The following is a 13,799-nucleotide window of genomic DNA, read 5'->3' as shown; positions in this document are numbered from 1 at the left end:
CAGTCATGGCAGCTTCCATACTCATAGTCGATGACGATCCCGTGCAGCGCAGGCTGCTCGAGGCGGCGGTGACGAAATTCGGCCACACCGCGATCGTCGCCGATGGCGGCGAGGCCGGTCTCGATCTCGTCGACGGACCCAATGCGCGCGACGTGTCGGTGATCATCCTCGACCTGATGATGCCGGGCCTCGATGGCATCGGCGTGCTGAAGGCGATGCGCGAGCGCGGCATCCACATTCCCGTCATCGTGCAGACCGCGCAGGGCGGCATCGAAACCGTCGTTTCGGCAATGCGTCACGGCGCCTTCGATTTCGTCGTCAAGCCGGCCTCTCCCGACAGGCTGCAGGCGTCGATCGGCAACGCCCTCAAGGTCGAAGCGCTCGAAGGCGAAGTGAAGCGCTCGTCACGGCAGCGCGGCGGCCATCTGACGTTCAAGGACATGATCACCCACAGTCCGGCGATGGATCGGGTGATCCGGCTCGGCAGCAAGGCGGCGGCGTCCAACATTCCGATCCTGATCGAAGGTGAATCCGGCGTCGGCAAGGAACTGGTGGCGCGCGCCATCCAGGGCAGCGGCGACCGCCGCTCGAAACCCTTCGTCACCGTCAATTGCGGCGCCATCCCCGACAATCTGGTCGAATCGATCCTGTTCGGGCACGAGAAGGGCTCGTTCACCGGCGCCACCGAAAAACATACCGGCAAGTTCGTCGAAGCGCACACCGGCACGCTGTTCCTTGACGAGATCGGCGACCTGCCGCTCGACGTGCAGGTCAAGCTGTTGCGCGCCGTACAGGACGGCGAGGTCGATCCGGTTGGCGGCCGCTCGACCGTCAGGGTCGACATCAGGCTGATCTCGGCAACCCATCGCAACCTGCTGCAGCAGGTCAAGGACGGCAAGTTCCGCGAGGACCTGTTCTACCGGCTGAACGTCTATCCGATCTTCGTGCCGCCATTACGCGACCGTCGCGGCGACATCCCCTATCTGGTCGAGCACTTCATGGAGAAGGTGGCGCCCGCCGATCCGCGCCACCGCCTGCGGGGCATCTCGGCTGCGGCGCTTGCCATGCTGCAGGCCTATGACTGGCCGGGCAACATAAGGCAGCTCGAAAATGCCGTCTTCCGGGCTTCGGTGCTTGCCGACGGCGACATGCTGACCGAAGAAGAGTTCCCGCAGATCCGGGCGCAGGTCGAGGGCACGGTCAATCTCGATGCGGGTATCGCCTTGCCAGCTCCAGGGTGGCCAACTCCAGGGGGGCCAACTCCGGGGTGGCCAGCTTCCGGAGTGGCTTCGGGCAGCCAGCCGCGCGACAACATATCGGCCGCCGTCGGCGTCGCCGCGGCCGAGCCCGATGCACCGGCCAGGCCTCGTTTCGGCACGCTGCGGGCGCTCGACGAGCGCGGCAATGTGCGTGCGCTGGCCGACGTCGAACTCGAAATGATCAAGCTCGCCATCGATCACTATAACGGCCAGATGAGCGAAGTCGCCCGCCGCCTCGGCATCGGCCGGTCGACGCTCTACCGCAAGCTCAAGGAATACGGCATCGACCCGGAAACCGGCCGCGTCGAACGGCTCGCTTCCTGAGTCACAGGGCCAAGCCGGTTCTCATCCGGACATCATTCCACGCAACTGCGCCTCGAAATGATGTGTTCGCCACAGTGTTCACATATTAAGGCGGACGGTAACAGATCGTGTTTCGAGCTGGCGCCAAAACATGATCTAAACCAGCGGTTTACCAAGATATCCTGCGCAATATTTTGGGCGGGATATCGCCACCGTGTTACCGCATTTCGGCTTCAATAAGCGATGATTAACCATTAGGATCGATATTCGGATGCACACACCACGCATCCGTTTGGTCAAATCCGGGGACAAAACGGCAGCCTGCAAGGCCTTTTGATTTGAACAGAATCGAACGACACGAAAACGGGCGGCATTATCACATGAGCGTCTGGCCGAGATGGCTGGCAGCGGTGATTGTTGCTGTCGGGTTCCTTGCAGCGGCGGCAACCGGCGCCAGCGCCGAGACACGTTCGCTGAAGCTCTATCATCTCCACACGCATGAAAAGGCGGAGATCGTCTACAAGCGTAATGGCCGCTACGACCAGGCGGGCTTGCGAAAGATCAACATCATCCTGCGCGACTGGCGCCGCAACGAGCCGACCAAGATGGATCCGCGCCTGCTGGACCTGGTCTGGGAAGCGTATCGGGAGAGCGGCGCCACCGATTACATCCAGGTCGTCTGCGGCTATCGTTCGCCGGCCACGAATTCGATGCTGCGCAGCCGCAGCAGGGGCGTCGCCGAGAAGAGCCAGCACATGCTCGGCAGGGCGATGGATTTCTACATTCCCGGTGTCCCATTGAAGAAGCTGCGTGACATCGGCCTCAGGATGCAGGGCGGCGGCGTCGGCTACTACCCCAGCTCCGGCTCGCCCTTCGTGCATATGGATGTCGGCAATGTGCGCCACTGGCCCGGCATCAGCCGCCAGGAACTGGCGCGCGTGTTCCCCAACGGCAAGACGCTGCATGTGCCGAGCGACGGCAAGCCGCTGCCTGGTTATCAACAGGCGCTCGCCTCCTACAAGGCCCGCAAGGGCGCCGGTGCGCCGGCCATCGAACTGGCCAGCGCAAGCGGCGGCGGCAAGAAATCCCGCGGGTTCCTGGCAGCCTTGTTCGGCGGTGGCGACGACGAGGCGGACGACAGCGCCGACGTGGCGATGGCCGAGCCGGCGCCAAAGCCCCGTAACGTGAAGCCGGCGCCGTCCGCCAAGAGCAGCAACCTGCCTGGCATTGCCATCGTCGCGCCTCAGGATGCCAAGCGCGCTCAGATTCCGGAAGTCGCCGATGCTCCGGCGCCTGCGCCTGAACCGGAGAACGACACGCCGGAGACGATCATCGCGGCATTGCCTGCCCGCAGCATCCCGCTGCCGGATTTTGCTCCGCGCCCGAAGACGGACGTCGGCGGCCAGCCGCCTGAGAACGTTCCGTTCGGCGTGGCGGATGCGGCTGGATCGACTGAACAGGCGGTGGCGACCGCACAAGCGCCGGCAAGTGTGGCGCCGGCAAATGTTCCGTTCGGCATAGCAGACCCGTCTGCTGCGGCCGGCCCGGTGCAGGTCGCTGCAAACAACATTCCCGTGCCGAGCTGGCGGCCCGATCATTCGCTGCCGGCCGATCTTTCGCCTGCTAGTCTTGCGCCGCAGGACAAGCAAGTGTTGCTGGCGCTGGCGAGTGCGGCCGAGCGGAGCAACACCGCCACCGACGCATTCTCGGTGTTGCCGTCGGCGCGGCCCGACAGTTCCCAGCCCGACGAGGTCAAGGCCGTTCTGGAAAGGGTCAGCGCGACCGACGAATACAAGGTCGCGTCGCTTTCCGAGCAAGCATCGGTGTTCGAGGAACCGGCGAGCGACGACGGGGCATCGAGCGACGGGGCATCGCCGCGCGAGGCCATCGTTGCCCGCCCGGCCGGCTCCGATCCGGCCGCCGTCATCGGTGCAGGCGTGAAGACCACACGCAAGGAACCCAGGGCCACCGCCCGCGACCTGAAGCCCGGCCCCAAGCCGGTGGTGGTCGCCGCCGCGCCGCAGGCCGCCCGGTGGGCGCTGCACAGCGGTGAGTATGTCGCAACCGTTTCAGATGCGACAACGGCGCCGCGCTACGCCTACGACTTCGTCCGTACGGCACCGAGCGAGGTCTATACGATAGGCTTCCAGCCGGGCAACGAGATGGCCGACGCAAACCGGTTCACCGGCAAAGCCGTCAAGTTCATGTCGGTTGCCCGCTTCAAGACCGAGTAGGCCGCGCTGGGCACCTCGCGCGGCCTCCACCGCCGGCACTGGCTTCCTTCATCCAGGGATGCTAACCACTGGTCGGCATTCTCCCGCTTCGTCTAATGGTAGGACAGCGCCCTTTGAAGGCGTGAATCGTGGTTCGAGCCCATGAGCGGGAACCAGCCCGGCGAACCAGATCGGCGGCGGCTTTTGATGCAGAAGATGCTAGCGCCCGAGCTTGCTTGCCGCGCGCGCCAAGGCTTCGATCTCGTCCCATTTGCCGGCCTTGACCAGATCGTCCGGCGCCACCCAGGAACCGCCGACGCAGATGACGTTGGGCAGGCTGAGGTAGTCCGCGGCATTCTTGCCGGTGATACCGCCGGTCGGGCAGAATTTCACGTCGGCAAGCGGCGAGGCGAAAGCCTTGAGCGAAGCGATGCCGCCCGACTGTTCGGCCGGGAAGAATTTCAGAAAGCGCAGGCCGGCTTCGCGGGCGGCCATGACCTCTCCCGGCGTGATGGCGCCGGGCAGCAACGGCACGTCGCTGTCCTTGGCTGCCGCGAGAAGCTCGCGGGTGATGCCGGGGCTGACGATGAACTTCGAACCGGCGGCCGCCGCCTCGCCGAACTGGCGGGCGTCCAGGATGGTGCCGGCGCCGAGGACGGCCTCTTCAACCTCGCCCGCCACCCGGCGGATCGCCTCCAGCGCGTCGGCGGTGCGCAGCGTGATCTCGATCGCCGGCAGGCCGCCGCGGGCCAGCGCCCGGGCCAGCGGCACCGCGTCGGCGGGATTGGCGATCTTCAGCACCGGTATGACCGGCTGGCCGTTGAGGAGCGACAGGAGCTTTTCGGTCGTGCTGGGCATTCGTCGTCTCTCCTCTGTTGATCAAGTCGACCGGTTAGCAGAAGGAGGTTTTTCTGTCCACGAAACGCGGCGTGTCGCGATGTCACGCGTGGTGTTCGAAACCCGTCGCGATCAGACCGCTCTCGGCTCCGCCTTGATCCGGCTGTCGTGAGCGTCTAGTGGCTTGGTGATGACACTTCCCAGCCAAGCCTTCCGCGTTGCCGCGCTTTACCGCTTCGCCCGGCTCGACACCTTCGAGGCGCTGCGCGCGCCGCTCGCCGCCTTCTGCTGCGCACGCGGCATCAAAGGCACGCTGCTGTTGGCGCGTGAGGGCATCAACGCCACGGTCGCCGGCAGTGAAACGGCAATCGCGGCGCTCATCGATCATCTCGAATCCATCGACGGTCTCGCCGGCCTCGAGATCAAATACAGCAGCGCCGCAACGATGCCGTTCCATCGCATGAAGGTGCGGTTGAAGCGCGAGATCGTCACCATGGGCGTGGAGAATATCGATCCGGCGGCAGGTGCAGGCACCTATGTCGCGCCGGCCGACTGGAATGCACTGATCTCGGATACGGGCACCATCGTCATCGACACGCGCAACGCCTACGAGGTGTCGCTCGGCACCTTCAAGGGCGCTGTCGATCCTGCCACCAACAGCTTCCGCGAATTCCCGGCCTGGGTCGAGCAGCATCGGCACGAGCTCGACGGGCGCAAGGTCGCCATGTTCTGCACCGGCGGCATTCGCTGCGAGAAAGCGACGGCCTATGTGAAGTCGCTCGGTTTGGAGGATGTGTTCCACCTCAAAGGCGGCATTCTGAAATATCTCGAGGATGTGCCCGCCGAACAGAGCCTCTGGCAAGGCGAATGCTTCGTCTTCGACGAGCGCGTTTCGGTATCGCACGGGCTGGTCGAAGGCGAGGCCGAACTCTGCCGCGCCTGCCGGCATCCGCTAGCCGCGGAAGACCGGCTGTCGCCGCAATATGCCACCGGCGTTTCATGCCCGCATTGCTTCGATGCCCGCTCGGACGAAGATCGCGCCCGCTACGCCGAGCGCCAGCACCAGGTCGAGCTGGCGCAAGCACGCGGCGACCGCCACATCGGAAGTTAGCTTCACGTTAAGCAACTTCACGTCAAGCAATAGAGAAACGATCGATGACCCACAGCCATGTCCCGTCGCTCTGCCGGCGCGCGACCTCGGTGGTGATGGTGCCGTCGGGAAGCCGGGTCGAGGTCAGCGCCAGGTCGCCATTGACGACAGCCGGGCGCTGATCTCCGGACTGAAATTTTCGGCCGGTTGCGGTGATCTCCGCGAACAGCGCCCGGATGGCTTCGCGGCCGAACGTCAGGTGTCCGCCACCGCTGTTGATGACTGCATGTGGCTCGAAAAGCGCGGCCATGCCGTCAATGTCTCCGACCCATTGCCGCGAAATCAGCAGGCGCTCCAGCTCCTGGGGATCGCGTGCCGGCTGGCGGTCTGTCTCATCGGTCATGCCAGGCTCCTCTCAAGCGACATGCCGCGACATTACCGAAGTCGAAGCTGGTTTCGACACGTCCGATGTCCACAGCGCCGCGCGTTTTTTGACGCGGAAGGAGGCTGCAGCACTGTAATTTCCGCGTGAGATACAAGCAGATGTCGGTGCGAGGTCATGCGTGGCAGCGGGCAAAAGGACGCGCCGCGTCATTGTAATGTCAAACTGCGGGACCTAGGTCTTCGACGTGCAAACCTGCCCGCGCACCTTCGGCCGGGCCAATTCTGGAGGCATTGATGTTCGATCCCAAGAAGCTCCTCGACGATCTGCTCGGCTCGCAAGTTCCCGGCACCGGATCGACTGTCCGCGACAAGGCGGGGCAGGCGGTGCAGATGGCCAAGGACAATCCGCTTGCCGCCGGCGCGCTGGCCGCGGTGCTGCTCGGAACCGGCCCAGGCCGCCAGGTCACCGGTGCGGCGGTGAAGCTTGGTGGGTTGGCTGCGATCGGCGGCCTCGCCTACAAGGCCTACCAGAACTACAAGAACGGCAACGCGCCGGCCGAGACGCAAGCTGCAGGCGAACCGGAATTGCTGCCGCCGCCGGCCGATACCGCCTTCCATCCGTCGCAAGCGCCGCAGGGCGAAGACGAATTCACGCTGACGCTGGTCAGGGCGATGATCTCGGCGGCGAAGGCCGACGGTCACGTCGATGACGAAGAGCGGCAGAACATCGCCGGCAAGCTCAGCCTCGCCGGCGTCGGCGCCGAAGCGGAGAAATTCCTGATGTCGGAACTGGAGGCGCCGCTCGATCTGGATGTGCTGATCGCCGGGGCCAAGACCGATGCGCAAAAGCTGGAACTCTACACCGCCTCGCGTCTTGCCATCGATCCGGACACGCGGGCCGAACGCGGCTATCTCGACCTGCTTGCCGGCCGTCTCGGCCTGCCGGATGCGCTGGTCGACCATGTCGAGGCGACGGTGACGGCGGCGAAGGTGCCGGCAGCGGGCAGCACGGCCAAGCCGGTCGCAGGCTCGCGCTGGTAGCTCGAAGAGGAAGCCTCGGAGCTCGGCACCGTTGGCGTTAGCTTCTCGTTAATCCGGTGAGCGCATGATTTCAGTCAGTCGGATCGGTTTTCCTCCTCCCATGCCCGGTTCGGATCAGGGGCGGTCGCCAACGGCCGCCCTTTTTGTGAGCACAGGCTTTGGGCCGGCTTGCCATGGTTCCCGTCATTTGCGATGCCTCATCCCTTTCAGGGAGTACAGCCATGACCGACTATAAAACCGCCATCGTCACCGGCGCCGGCACGGGCATCGGCAAAAGCGTCGCCACGGCGCTGCTCAAGGCCGGCTGGAATACGGTCTTCTGCGGTCGCCGCAAGCCGGTGCTGGAGGATGCGATCGCCGCGGCCGGGCCGACGCAGGCCAAGGCATTGGCCTTCGCCTGCGACATCAGCAAGGCCGATCAGGTCGACGATCTGTTCGAGACGGTGGCTGCGGCTTTCGGGCGCGTCGACCTGCTCTTCAACAATGCCGGCACGAGCTACAAATCGACATTGATCGACGACATCCCGGTCGACGTGTGGAACGACATCGTCGGGGTCAATCTCACCGGCTCGTTCCTGTGTGCTCGCGCCGCGTTCGGCGCCATGCGCAGGCAGCAGCCGATGGGCGGCCGCATCATCAACAACGGCTCGGTATCGGCCTATGCGCCACGGCCGGGCTCGGTGCCCTATACGGCGACCAAGCACGCCATCACCGGGCTGACCAGGACGCTGGCGCTGGACGGCAGGCCCTTCGACATTGCTTGCGGCCAGATCGACATCGGCAACGCGCTGACCGACATGGCGCAGGCGATGACGGTCGGCGTGCCGCAAGCCAACGGCACCATTGCCGCCGAAGCGGTGATGGATGTCGAGCGCGTCGCCGATGCCGTCCTCCATATGGCCAGCCTGCCGCTCGACGCGAACGTGCTGTTCATGACCGTGATGGCGACGAAGATGCCGTTTGTCGGGCGAGGGTAGGCAACCGGTCCAGGTTGTATACATGTCGTTGTCCCAAAACCGCTGCGCACTTTGGGCGACATGCACTAGACTAGGCCGTAAACTCATAAATGCGGAATGACCGGGATAGGTGGAAAGCGGGCTTGGGATTTGTGGAAAGCGGTCATGGCACATGTCATGCTAGAACTGCAGTCATTGAGAATGGTTCATGCATGAATTGGGAACAGATAGCATCGGATTTCGCTTGGGACGGCTCCTGGCGAGACATCTACGTTCTGAACACGTCTGAGGCAGATTGGCAGGTCGTCTGGGACATCCTCCTCGAATGGACCCCGCCTGCTAGTTTCAGTGTCTCCGGCAAGATCGAGTCGATGCCATTGGGCGTCGAAGCGGCCCTGGAAAGCGAAACAGGCAGCTTACTGTCTTTCTACGTCGGGCCAATCCAGCTTGCATGTCACTTCTTCAGCGCTGTCGAAATTGAGTTCGACTTCGATCCAAGGCAAGTCAGCGGAAAAACCGAGGTTGAGAAGCTTGACCGCTTTATGCGATTGCTCGGTGACGCTACTGGGAAGCAGATAATTCTCACGCAGGAACATGATCAAGAGGCTATCATCGCCCGCTACTCTCCCGATCTTGAGAGTGTGGTCTGGACGTCACTTTCATAGCCAAATGTCTGCCTCCGCAGCGGACTTGATCAAAGATTTGCCTGAAAGTGCGATGCTGCTCGCCGACAAGGGCTACGATGCCAACGCATTGCGCACTGCCATCACCGACCAGAACACTTGGGCCAATATCCCCCAATGCCTATCGCAAGGCCCCGATCTGCTTCAGCCCTTCCTATACAAAGCCCGTAACCTGATCGAGCGCTTCTTCAACAAAGCCAAACAGTTCCGTCGCATCGCGACGCGCTACGACAAGCTGGCTGAGAACTTTCTTGCCGCCCTAAAACTCGTCGCAATCCGCATCTGGCCACGTAGCTATGAGTCTACGTCCTAGGGCTGGGTGACCGGAAGCGGCACGCCGGGTAAATATAGCGAAATCGGGCGGATTTCGTAGACGGCGGTCGGATTGACACGGCGAAGGTCGCGCGCAATGTCGATGGCGGCGTCACGGTTGGCGCAGTCGACGACATAGAGCCCCAGCAATTGTTCCTTGGTCTCGGCGAAGGGGCCGTCGATAACCATTCCGGTGCCTGGCCCGCGCAAGGTGCAGGCGTCTTGTGTCGCGCCGAGCCGGGCCGCCGGCCCAAGGGTGCCTTGGCGGTAGAGCCGATCGTTGATCTGGAGAAGATCGGTCATCAGCGCCGCATCCTGCTCAGGCGTCAGTGCCGTAATCGCTTCTTCCTCGTGATAGGCAAGAATGGCATAGAACATGTGGCTTCTCCTATCGTCGTCCTCACTTCGCCAGGAACGCCTCGATCCGCTCCAGCGCGCGCAGGATGTTCTCCTCGGAATTGGCGTAGGACAGCCTGACATAGCCTTCGCCGAGAATGCCGAAATCGGGGCCGCCGATCAGCGCCACGCCGGCATCCTCGAGCAGCGCCGAGGCGAGCTTCTTGGCCTTCCAGCCGGTCTTGGAAACATTGGGGAAGGCATAGAAGGCGCCTTTCGGCGTAATGCAGGAAACGCCGGGCAAGGCATTCAACCCCTCGACCACGACCTTCCTGCGGCGGTCGAAGGCGCGCATCATCTTGTCGACGTCGTCCTGCGGGCCGTCGATGGCGGCTATGCCGGCATACTGGCTCGGCGCGTTGACGCAGGACCAGCAATTGACCGCCAGCTTGCGCACCTTGTCGTAGAGATGCGCGCCCTTGTCGCCATTCGGCCAGATCGACCAGCCCATGCGCCAACCGGTCATCGCCCAGGTCTTCGACCAGCCGTTGAGCACGATCAGCCGGTCGCGGATTTCGGGGAAGGCGAGCAGCGAGCAGTGCGTCTCGCCGTCATAGGTCATCACGTCGTAGATCTCGTCGGAGAGGATGGCGACGTCCGGGTGCGCTTGCAGCCCCCTGACCAGCTTTTCGATCTCGGCGCGAGGCGTGACGCCGCCGGTCGGATTGGCGGGCGAGTTGAGGATCAGCAGCCTGGTCTTCGGGGTGATCAGCGCCAAGGTCTCCGCAGCCGAAAAGGCAAAGCCGTTCTCCTCGCGCATCGGCACCGGGATGGGGGCAGCACCGGTGAACTCGATCATCGAGCGGTAGATCGGAAAGCCGGGATCGGGATAGAGAATTTCGGCGCCCGGCTCGCCGAACATCAGGATGGCCGCGAACATGGTCGGCTTGCCGCCGGGCAGGATCATCACCGCTTCCGGCGAGACTTCGACGCCGGTGGTGGCCAGCGTGCGGCGTACCACCGCTTCGCGCGTCGCCAGCAGTCCGTTGGCCGGCGTATAGCCGTGATGGCCATCGCGTAGCGCCTTGATCGCGGCCTCGACGATGTGCTGCGGCGTCTTGAAGTCGGGCTGGCCGATGCCGAGATTGACAATGTCGCGGCCCTGGTGGGCAAGTGCCGTGGCACGCGCCAGCACCGCGAACGCATTCTCCTCGCCGAGGCGGTCGAAGGCCGAAATCGTGTGGAGCATTTTTCCCGTCCGTGTGGTTCTTTCAGCGAGCGTGCGTTTTTGTGAGCGTCCGCCCGCAAAAGTCAAACGGATTGGAGTTTTCGGTGTCGGAAAATCTCAAGAATTGGCAACCGCGCCCGCGGCCCGAACGCAAGGTGCTGGAGGGGCGAACTGTCAGGCTGGAGCCGCTCAACGCCGAAAAGCACGGCGACGGCCTGTTTGAGGCCTCGTCGGTGGCCGATGTCGACGGCCGCTTCGCCTGGCTGCCAGACTACCCGCCGGAGAGCCGTGCCGCCTTCCAGCCGTGGCTGGACAAGGCAGAAGCCAGCGAAGACCCGCTGTTCTTCACGGTCATCGACAAGGCCAGCGGCAAGGTTGCCGGGCGGCAGACGCTGATGCGCATCGACGCCGCCTACGGCGTCATCGAGATCGGCAACATCTATTGGGGTCCGCTGATCTCGCGAAAGCCGGCGGCGACGGAAGCGCAGTTCCTGTTCATGAAGTACGTCTTCGACGAGCTTGGCTACCGCCGCTACGAATGGAAATGCAACAACCGCAACGAGCCGTCGAAGCGCGCGGCGGAACGTTTCGGCTTCAAGTTCGAGGGCATTTTCCGTCAGCATCTTGTGGTCAAGGGCGAAAACCGCGATACCGCGTGGTATTCGATCATCGACAAGGAATGGCCTGATCTGCGCAGAGCCTATGAGGCGTGGCTCGATCCGGCCAATTTCGACAGCGATGGCCAGCAGAAGCGGCGGCTCGAGGATTTTCGCGCCAAGTTCGGCGTCTGACCATGCTCCCGAAAAGTGGTATCCGGTTTTCGGAAAAGATCATGGTCAAATAAAAAGATAGAGCCTCCATCCCGATTCTGCCGGGATGGACCAGGCTCTAGCAGGAGCTCATAGATGGCGCATACCCACGACCATGCTGCACAGGGCCACGACCAAAGTCACGGTGCCGGGCATGTGCACGGCTCGACCGACAAGAAGCGCGTGCTGATCGCGGCCTGCCTGACCGCCGGCTTCATGGTCGTCGAAACGCTTGGCGGTCTCCTGACGGGATCGCTTGCGCTGCTGGCGGATGCCGGCCACATGCTTGCCGATTGCGTTGCGCTCGGGCTTGCCTGGTATGCCTTCCATCTTGCGGGCCGGCCGGCAACCGTGCGCCTCACCTATGGTTTCGGCCGGGTCAAGACACTGGTCGCCTACACCAACGGCATCGCCATCTTCGCCATCGCGCTGTGGATCGTCTATGAGGCCTGGGGGCGTTTGCTGACGCCTGAGCCCGTGCTCGGCGGGCCGATGCTGGTCGTTGCCATCGCCGGCCTTGCGGTCAATATCGGCTCTTTCTACGTGCTGCATGGCGGCGATCGCGGCAGCCTGAACATGCGTGGCGCCATCCTGCATGTGCTCGGCGATCTGCTTGGCTCGGCGGCGGCGATCGTGGCGGCGCTGGTGATCCTGGCGACGGGCTGGACGCCCATCGATCCGATCCTGTCGGTGCTTGTCGCGCTGCTGATCCTGTCCACGGCCTGGTCGCTGATGCGCGAGGCCGCCCACGTCCTGCTCGAGGGCGTGCCGGCAAGCCTCGACCGCGACCTGATCGCCAGGGACATCGAAGGCTCGGTCAAGGGCGTGCGCGAGGTGCATCACATGCATGTCTGGTCGCTCGACGGTTCCAGCAACATGGCGACGTTGCATGCCTGCCTCAATGACGGCGTCGACGCGCATATGGCGGTAAGCGCGATCAAGAAGCGGCTTGCGGCGGAACATGGCATAGCCCATGCCACGGTCGAACCGGAATTCGGCCGATGTGCCGACAGCCATGAGCATGATGACGAGCACGATCACGCGCATGATGCGGCACCGCACCGCGGCCATTATCACTGACTTCGGGAGTTCTGGGCATTGGCAACGATCGACATGAACTCTCGCCACCCTGGCGCCGCGTGATGGACCGCGACACCCGCAATGCGGCGATCGGCGCCGCCTGGGTTTTGCTGCTGTTCGGCATCGCAGCCTATTATCTTCCAACAGTGATGCTGGCGGTCGGCAAGGTCTCGACGGTTCTTGCCGGCGTCGTCGCGGCGATCTTCATGGTGGCAATCTTCGTCGTGTTATGGCTGCGTAGCCGCAGCCAGCGCAAAAAGGGAAAGTGACATGCGCATTCTGATTACCGGCGCGGCAGGCATGGTCGGCCGCAAACTCATCGCCAGGTTGGCCAAGGACGGGACGCTCGGCGGCCGCAAGATCGCCGCGCTCGATCTTCACGATATCGTGCCGCCGCAAGCGCCGGTGCTCGAAGGTGTCAGCATTACCCTCCACACCGGCGACCTTGCCGCACCGGGAGCGACCGCAAATCTGGTCGCGCCGCGCCCCGACGTGATCTTCCATCTCGCCGGCGTGGTGTCGGGTGAGGCGGAGGCCAATTTCGATCTCGGCTATCGCGTCAATCTCGACGGCACCAGGGCGCTGTTCGATGCCATCCGCTTGGCCGCCTATACGCCACGCGTCGTCTTCACCTCGTCGATCGCCGTGTTCGGCGCACCGTTTCCCGACATCATTCCGGACGAGTTCCACCCGACGCCGCTGACCTCCTACGGCACGCAGAAGCTGATCGGCGAGGCGCTGCTTGCCGACTATACGCGCCGCGGTTTCTTCGACGGCATCGGTATCAGGCTGCCGACCATCTGCGTCAGGCCGGGAAAGCCGAACAAGGCGGCCTCAGGGTTCTTCTCCGGTATCATCCGCGAGCCGCTGAGCGGCCATGAAGCGATCCTGCCGGTGCCGCGCTCGGTCATACACACACACGCCAGCCCGCGTTCGGCGGTGAATTTCCTGATCCATGCGGCTCAGATCGACGGTACCGCCGTCGGCCCACGCCGCAACCTGACGATGCCGGGCGTCGCCGTCAGCGTCGGCGAACAGATCGAAGCGCTGGAACGGGTCGCCGGCGCCAAGGCGGTGAAACTGATCCGCGAGGAGCCCGACGAGACGATCTGGGCGATCGTCAAGGGCTGGCCGACGCGCTTCGAGGCGCGGCGCTCGAGGGAGCTTGGCTTTGCCGCCGAAACGAGCTTCGACGAGATCATCCGCGTCCATATCGAAGACGAGTTGGGGGGCAATATCCCTAGTTAAAGCGCCCCGATCGGACGCAA

Annotated in this window: 15 protein-coding genes and 1 tRNA gene; 12 read left to right on the top strand and 4 right to left on the bottom strand. The window is 63.7% G+C overall.

Going from position 1 to position 13,799, the window contains the following annotated elements; genetic code table 11:
• The first annotated feature begins 5 nt into the window (after positions 1 to 5).
• The 3 genes from NKJ15_RS04735 to NKJ15_RS04725 all read left to right on the top strand — a co-directional run bounded on the left by NKJ15_RS04735 (position 6) and on the right by NKJ15_RS04725 (position 3,951).
• A complete protein-coding gene (locus NKJ15_RS04735) occupies positions 6 to 1,583 on the top strand; it encodes a sigma-54-dependent transcriptional regulator (protein WP_352814342.1) in 1,578 nt (525 codons plus the stop codon).
• Between the two features lie 359 nt (positions 1,584 to 1,942).
• Positions 1,943 to 3,796, top strand: coding sequence for a peptidoglycan L,D-endopeptidase MepK (mepK, locus tag NKJ15_RS04730; protein WP_352814340.1), 1,854 nt, complete (start codon positions 1,943 to 1,945; stop codon positions 3,794 to 3,796).
• 81 nt (positions 3,797 to 3,877) lie between these two features.
• Positions 3,878 to 3,951 (top strand) — tRNA-Gln (locus NKJ15_RS04725).
• A gap of 43 nt (positions 3,952 to 3,994) precedes the next feature.
• Here the strand turns inward: NKJ15_RS04725 and NKJ15_RS04720 are convergent.
• Positions 3,995 to 4,633 (bottom strand): 2-dehydro-3-deoxy-phosphogluconate aldolase, encoded by a 639-nt coding sequence (locus NKJ15_RS04720; RefSeq protein ID WP_352814339.1) that lies wholly within the window; start codon positions 4,631 to 4,633, stop codon positions 3,995 to 3,997.
• A 169-nt stretch (positions 4,634 to 4,802) separates the two neighbouring features.
• On the opposite strand from NKJ15_RS04720, the gene trhO reads away from it, so the two are divergent.
• Positions 4,803 to 5,723, top strand: coding sequence for an oxygen-dependent tRNA uridine(34) hydroxylase TrhO (gene trhO / locus NKJ15_RS04715; protein WP_502906865.1), 921 nt, complete (start codon positions 4,803 to 4,805; stop codon positions 5,721 to 5,723).
• A gap of 22 nt (positions 5,724 to 5,745) precedes the next feature.
• Here trhO and NKJ15_RS04710 read toward each other — a convergent pair whose 3' ends face one another.
• Positions 5,746 to 6,105 carry a YybH family protein gene (locus NKJ15_RS04710; protein WP_352814335.1) on the bottom strand — a complete coding sequence of 120 codons (360 nt, stop codon included), beginning with the start codon at positions 6,103 to 6,105 and terminating at the stop codon, positions 5,746 to 5,748.
• A gap of 275 nt (positions 6,106 to 6,380) precedes the next feature.
• Between NKJ15_RS04710 and NKJ15_RS04705 the strand changes: the two genes are divergently transcribed.
• The 4 genes from NKJ15_RS04705 (at position 6,381) to NKJ15_RS04690 (ending at position 9,079) form a co-directional block, all read left to right on the top strand.
• Positions 6,381 to 7,127: a tellurite resistance TerB family protein gene (locus NKJ15_RS04705; protein WP_352814333.1), complete on the top strand. Its 747-nt coding sequence runs from the start codon at positions 6,381 to 6,383 to the stop codon at positions 7,125 to 7,127.
• A 221-nt stretch (positions 7,128 to 7,348) separates the two neighbouring features.
• Positions 7,349 to 8,104 (top strand): SDR family oxidoreductase, encoded by a 756-nt coding sequence (locus NKJ15_RS04700; RefSeq protein ID WP_352469547.1) that lies wholly within the window; start codon positions 7,349 to 7,351, stop codon positions 8,102 to 8,104.
• Positions 8,105 to 8,295: 191 nt separating this feature from the next.
• Positions 8,296 to 8,748: a hypothetical protein gene (locus NKJ15_RS04695; RefSeq protein WP_352488765.1), complete on the top strand. Its 453-nt coding sequence runs from the start codon at positions 8,296 to 8,298 to the stop codon at positions 8,746 to 8,748.
• Positions 8,678 to 9,079 carry a transposase gene (locus NKJ15_RS04690; RefSeq protein ID WP_352814331.1) on the top strand — a complete coding sequence of 134 codons (402 nt, stop codon included), beginning with the start codon at positions 8,678 to 8,680 and terminating at the stop codon, positions 9,077 to 9,079. Before NKJ15_RS04695 ends, NKJ15_RS04690 begins: the two co-directional genes overlap by 71 nt.
• On the opposite strand, the gene NKJ15_RS04685 is transcribed toward NKJ15_RS04690, so the two are convergent.
• A complete protein-coding gene (locus tag NKJ15_RS04685; RefSeq protein WP_352488768.1) occupies positions 9,076 to 9,456 on the bottom strand; it encodes a YciI family protein in 381 nt (126 codons plus the stop codon). The two genes, NKJ15_RS04690 and NKJ15_RS04685, sit on opposite strands and share 4 nt — an antisense overlap.
• Before the next feature lie 22 nt (positions 9,457 to 9,478).
• Positions 9,479 to 10,663: a pyridoxal phosphate-dependent aminotransferase gene (locus NKJ15_RS04680; protein ID WP_352488769.1), complete on the bottom strand. Its 1,185-nt coding sequence runs from the start codon at positions 10,661 to 10,663 to the stop codon at positions 9,479 to 9,481.
• Positions 10,664 to 10,746: 83 nt separating this feature from the next.
• Here NKJ15_RS04680 and NKJ15_RS04675 point away from each other — a divergent pair, with 83 nt between their 5' ends.
• The 4 genes from NKJ15_RS04675 to denD all read left to right on the top strand — a co-directional run bounded on the left by NKJ15_RS04675 (position 10,747) and on the right by denD (position 13,779).
• Positions 10,747 to 11,433, top strand: a complete 687-nt coding sequence (locus tag NKJ15_RS04675) for a GNAT family N-acetyltransferase (RefSeq protein ID WP_352814329.1) — start codon at positions 10,747 to 10,749, stop codon at positions 11,431 to 11,433.
• A 114-nt stretch (positions 11,434 to 11,547) separates the two neighbouring features.
• On the top strand, positions 11,548 to 12,531 hold the full coding sequence (locus tag NKJ15_RS04670; RefSeq protein ID WP_352814327.1) for a cation diffusion facilitator family transporter: 984 nt from the start codon (positions 11,548 to 11,550) through the stop codon (positions 12,529 to 12,531).
• Between the two features lie 62 nt (positions 12,532 to 12,593).
• Positions 12,594 to 12,800 (top strand): hypothetical protein, encoded by a 207-nt coding sequence (locus tag NKJ15_RS04665; RefSeq protein ID WP_352814326.1) that lies wholly within the window; start codon positions 12,594 to 12,596, stop codon positions 12,798 to 12,800.
• A 1-nt stretch (position 12,801) separates the two neighbouring features.
• A complete protein-coding gene (gene denD, locus NKJ15_RS04660) occupies positions 12,802 to 13,779 on the top strand; it encodes a D-erythronate dehydrogenase (RefSeq protein ID WP_352682541.1) in 978 nt (325 codons plus the stop codon).
• Positions 13,780 to 13,799 lie beyond the last annotated feature (20 nt).

The organism is Mesorhizobium sp. M0207, from assembly GCF_040321995.1.
In the GTDB taxonomy this organism is placed as follows: Bacteria; Pseudomonadota; Alphaproteobacteria; order Rhizobiales; family Rhizobiaceae; genus Mesorhizobium.
This window is presented reverse-complemented; position numbering and strand designations above follow the sequence as displayed.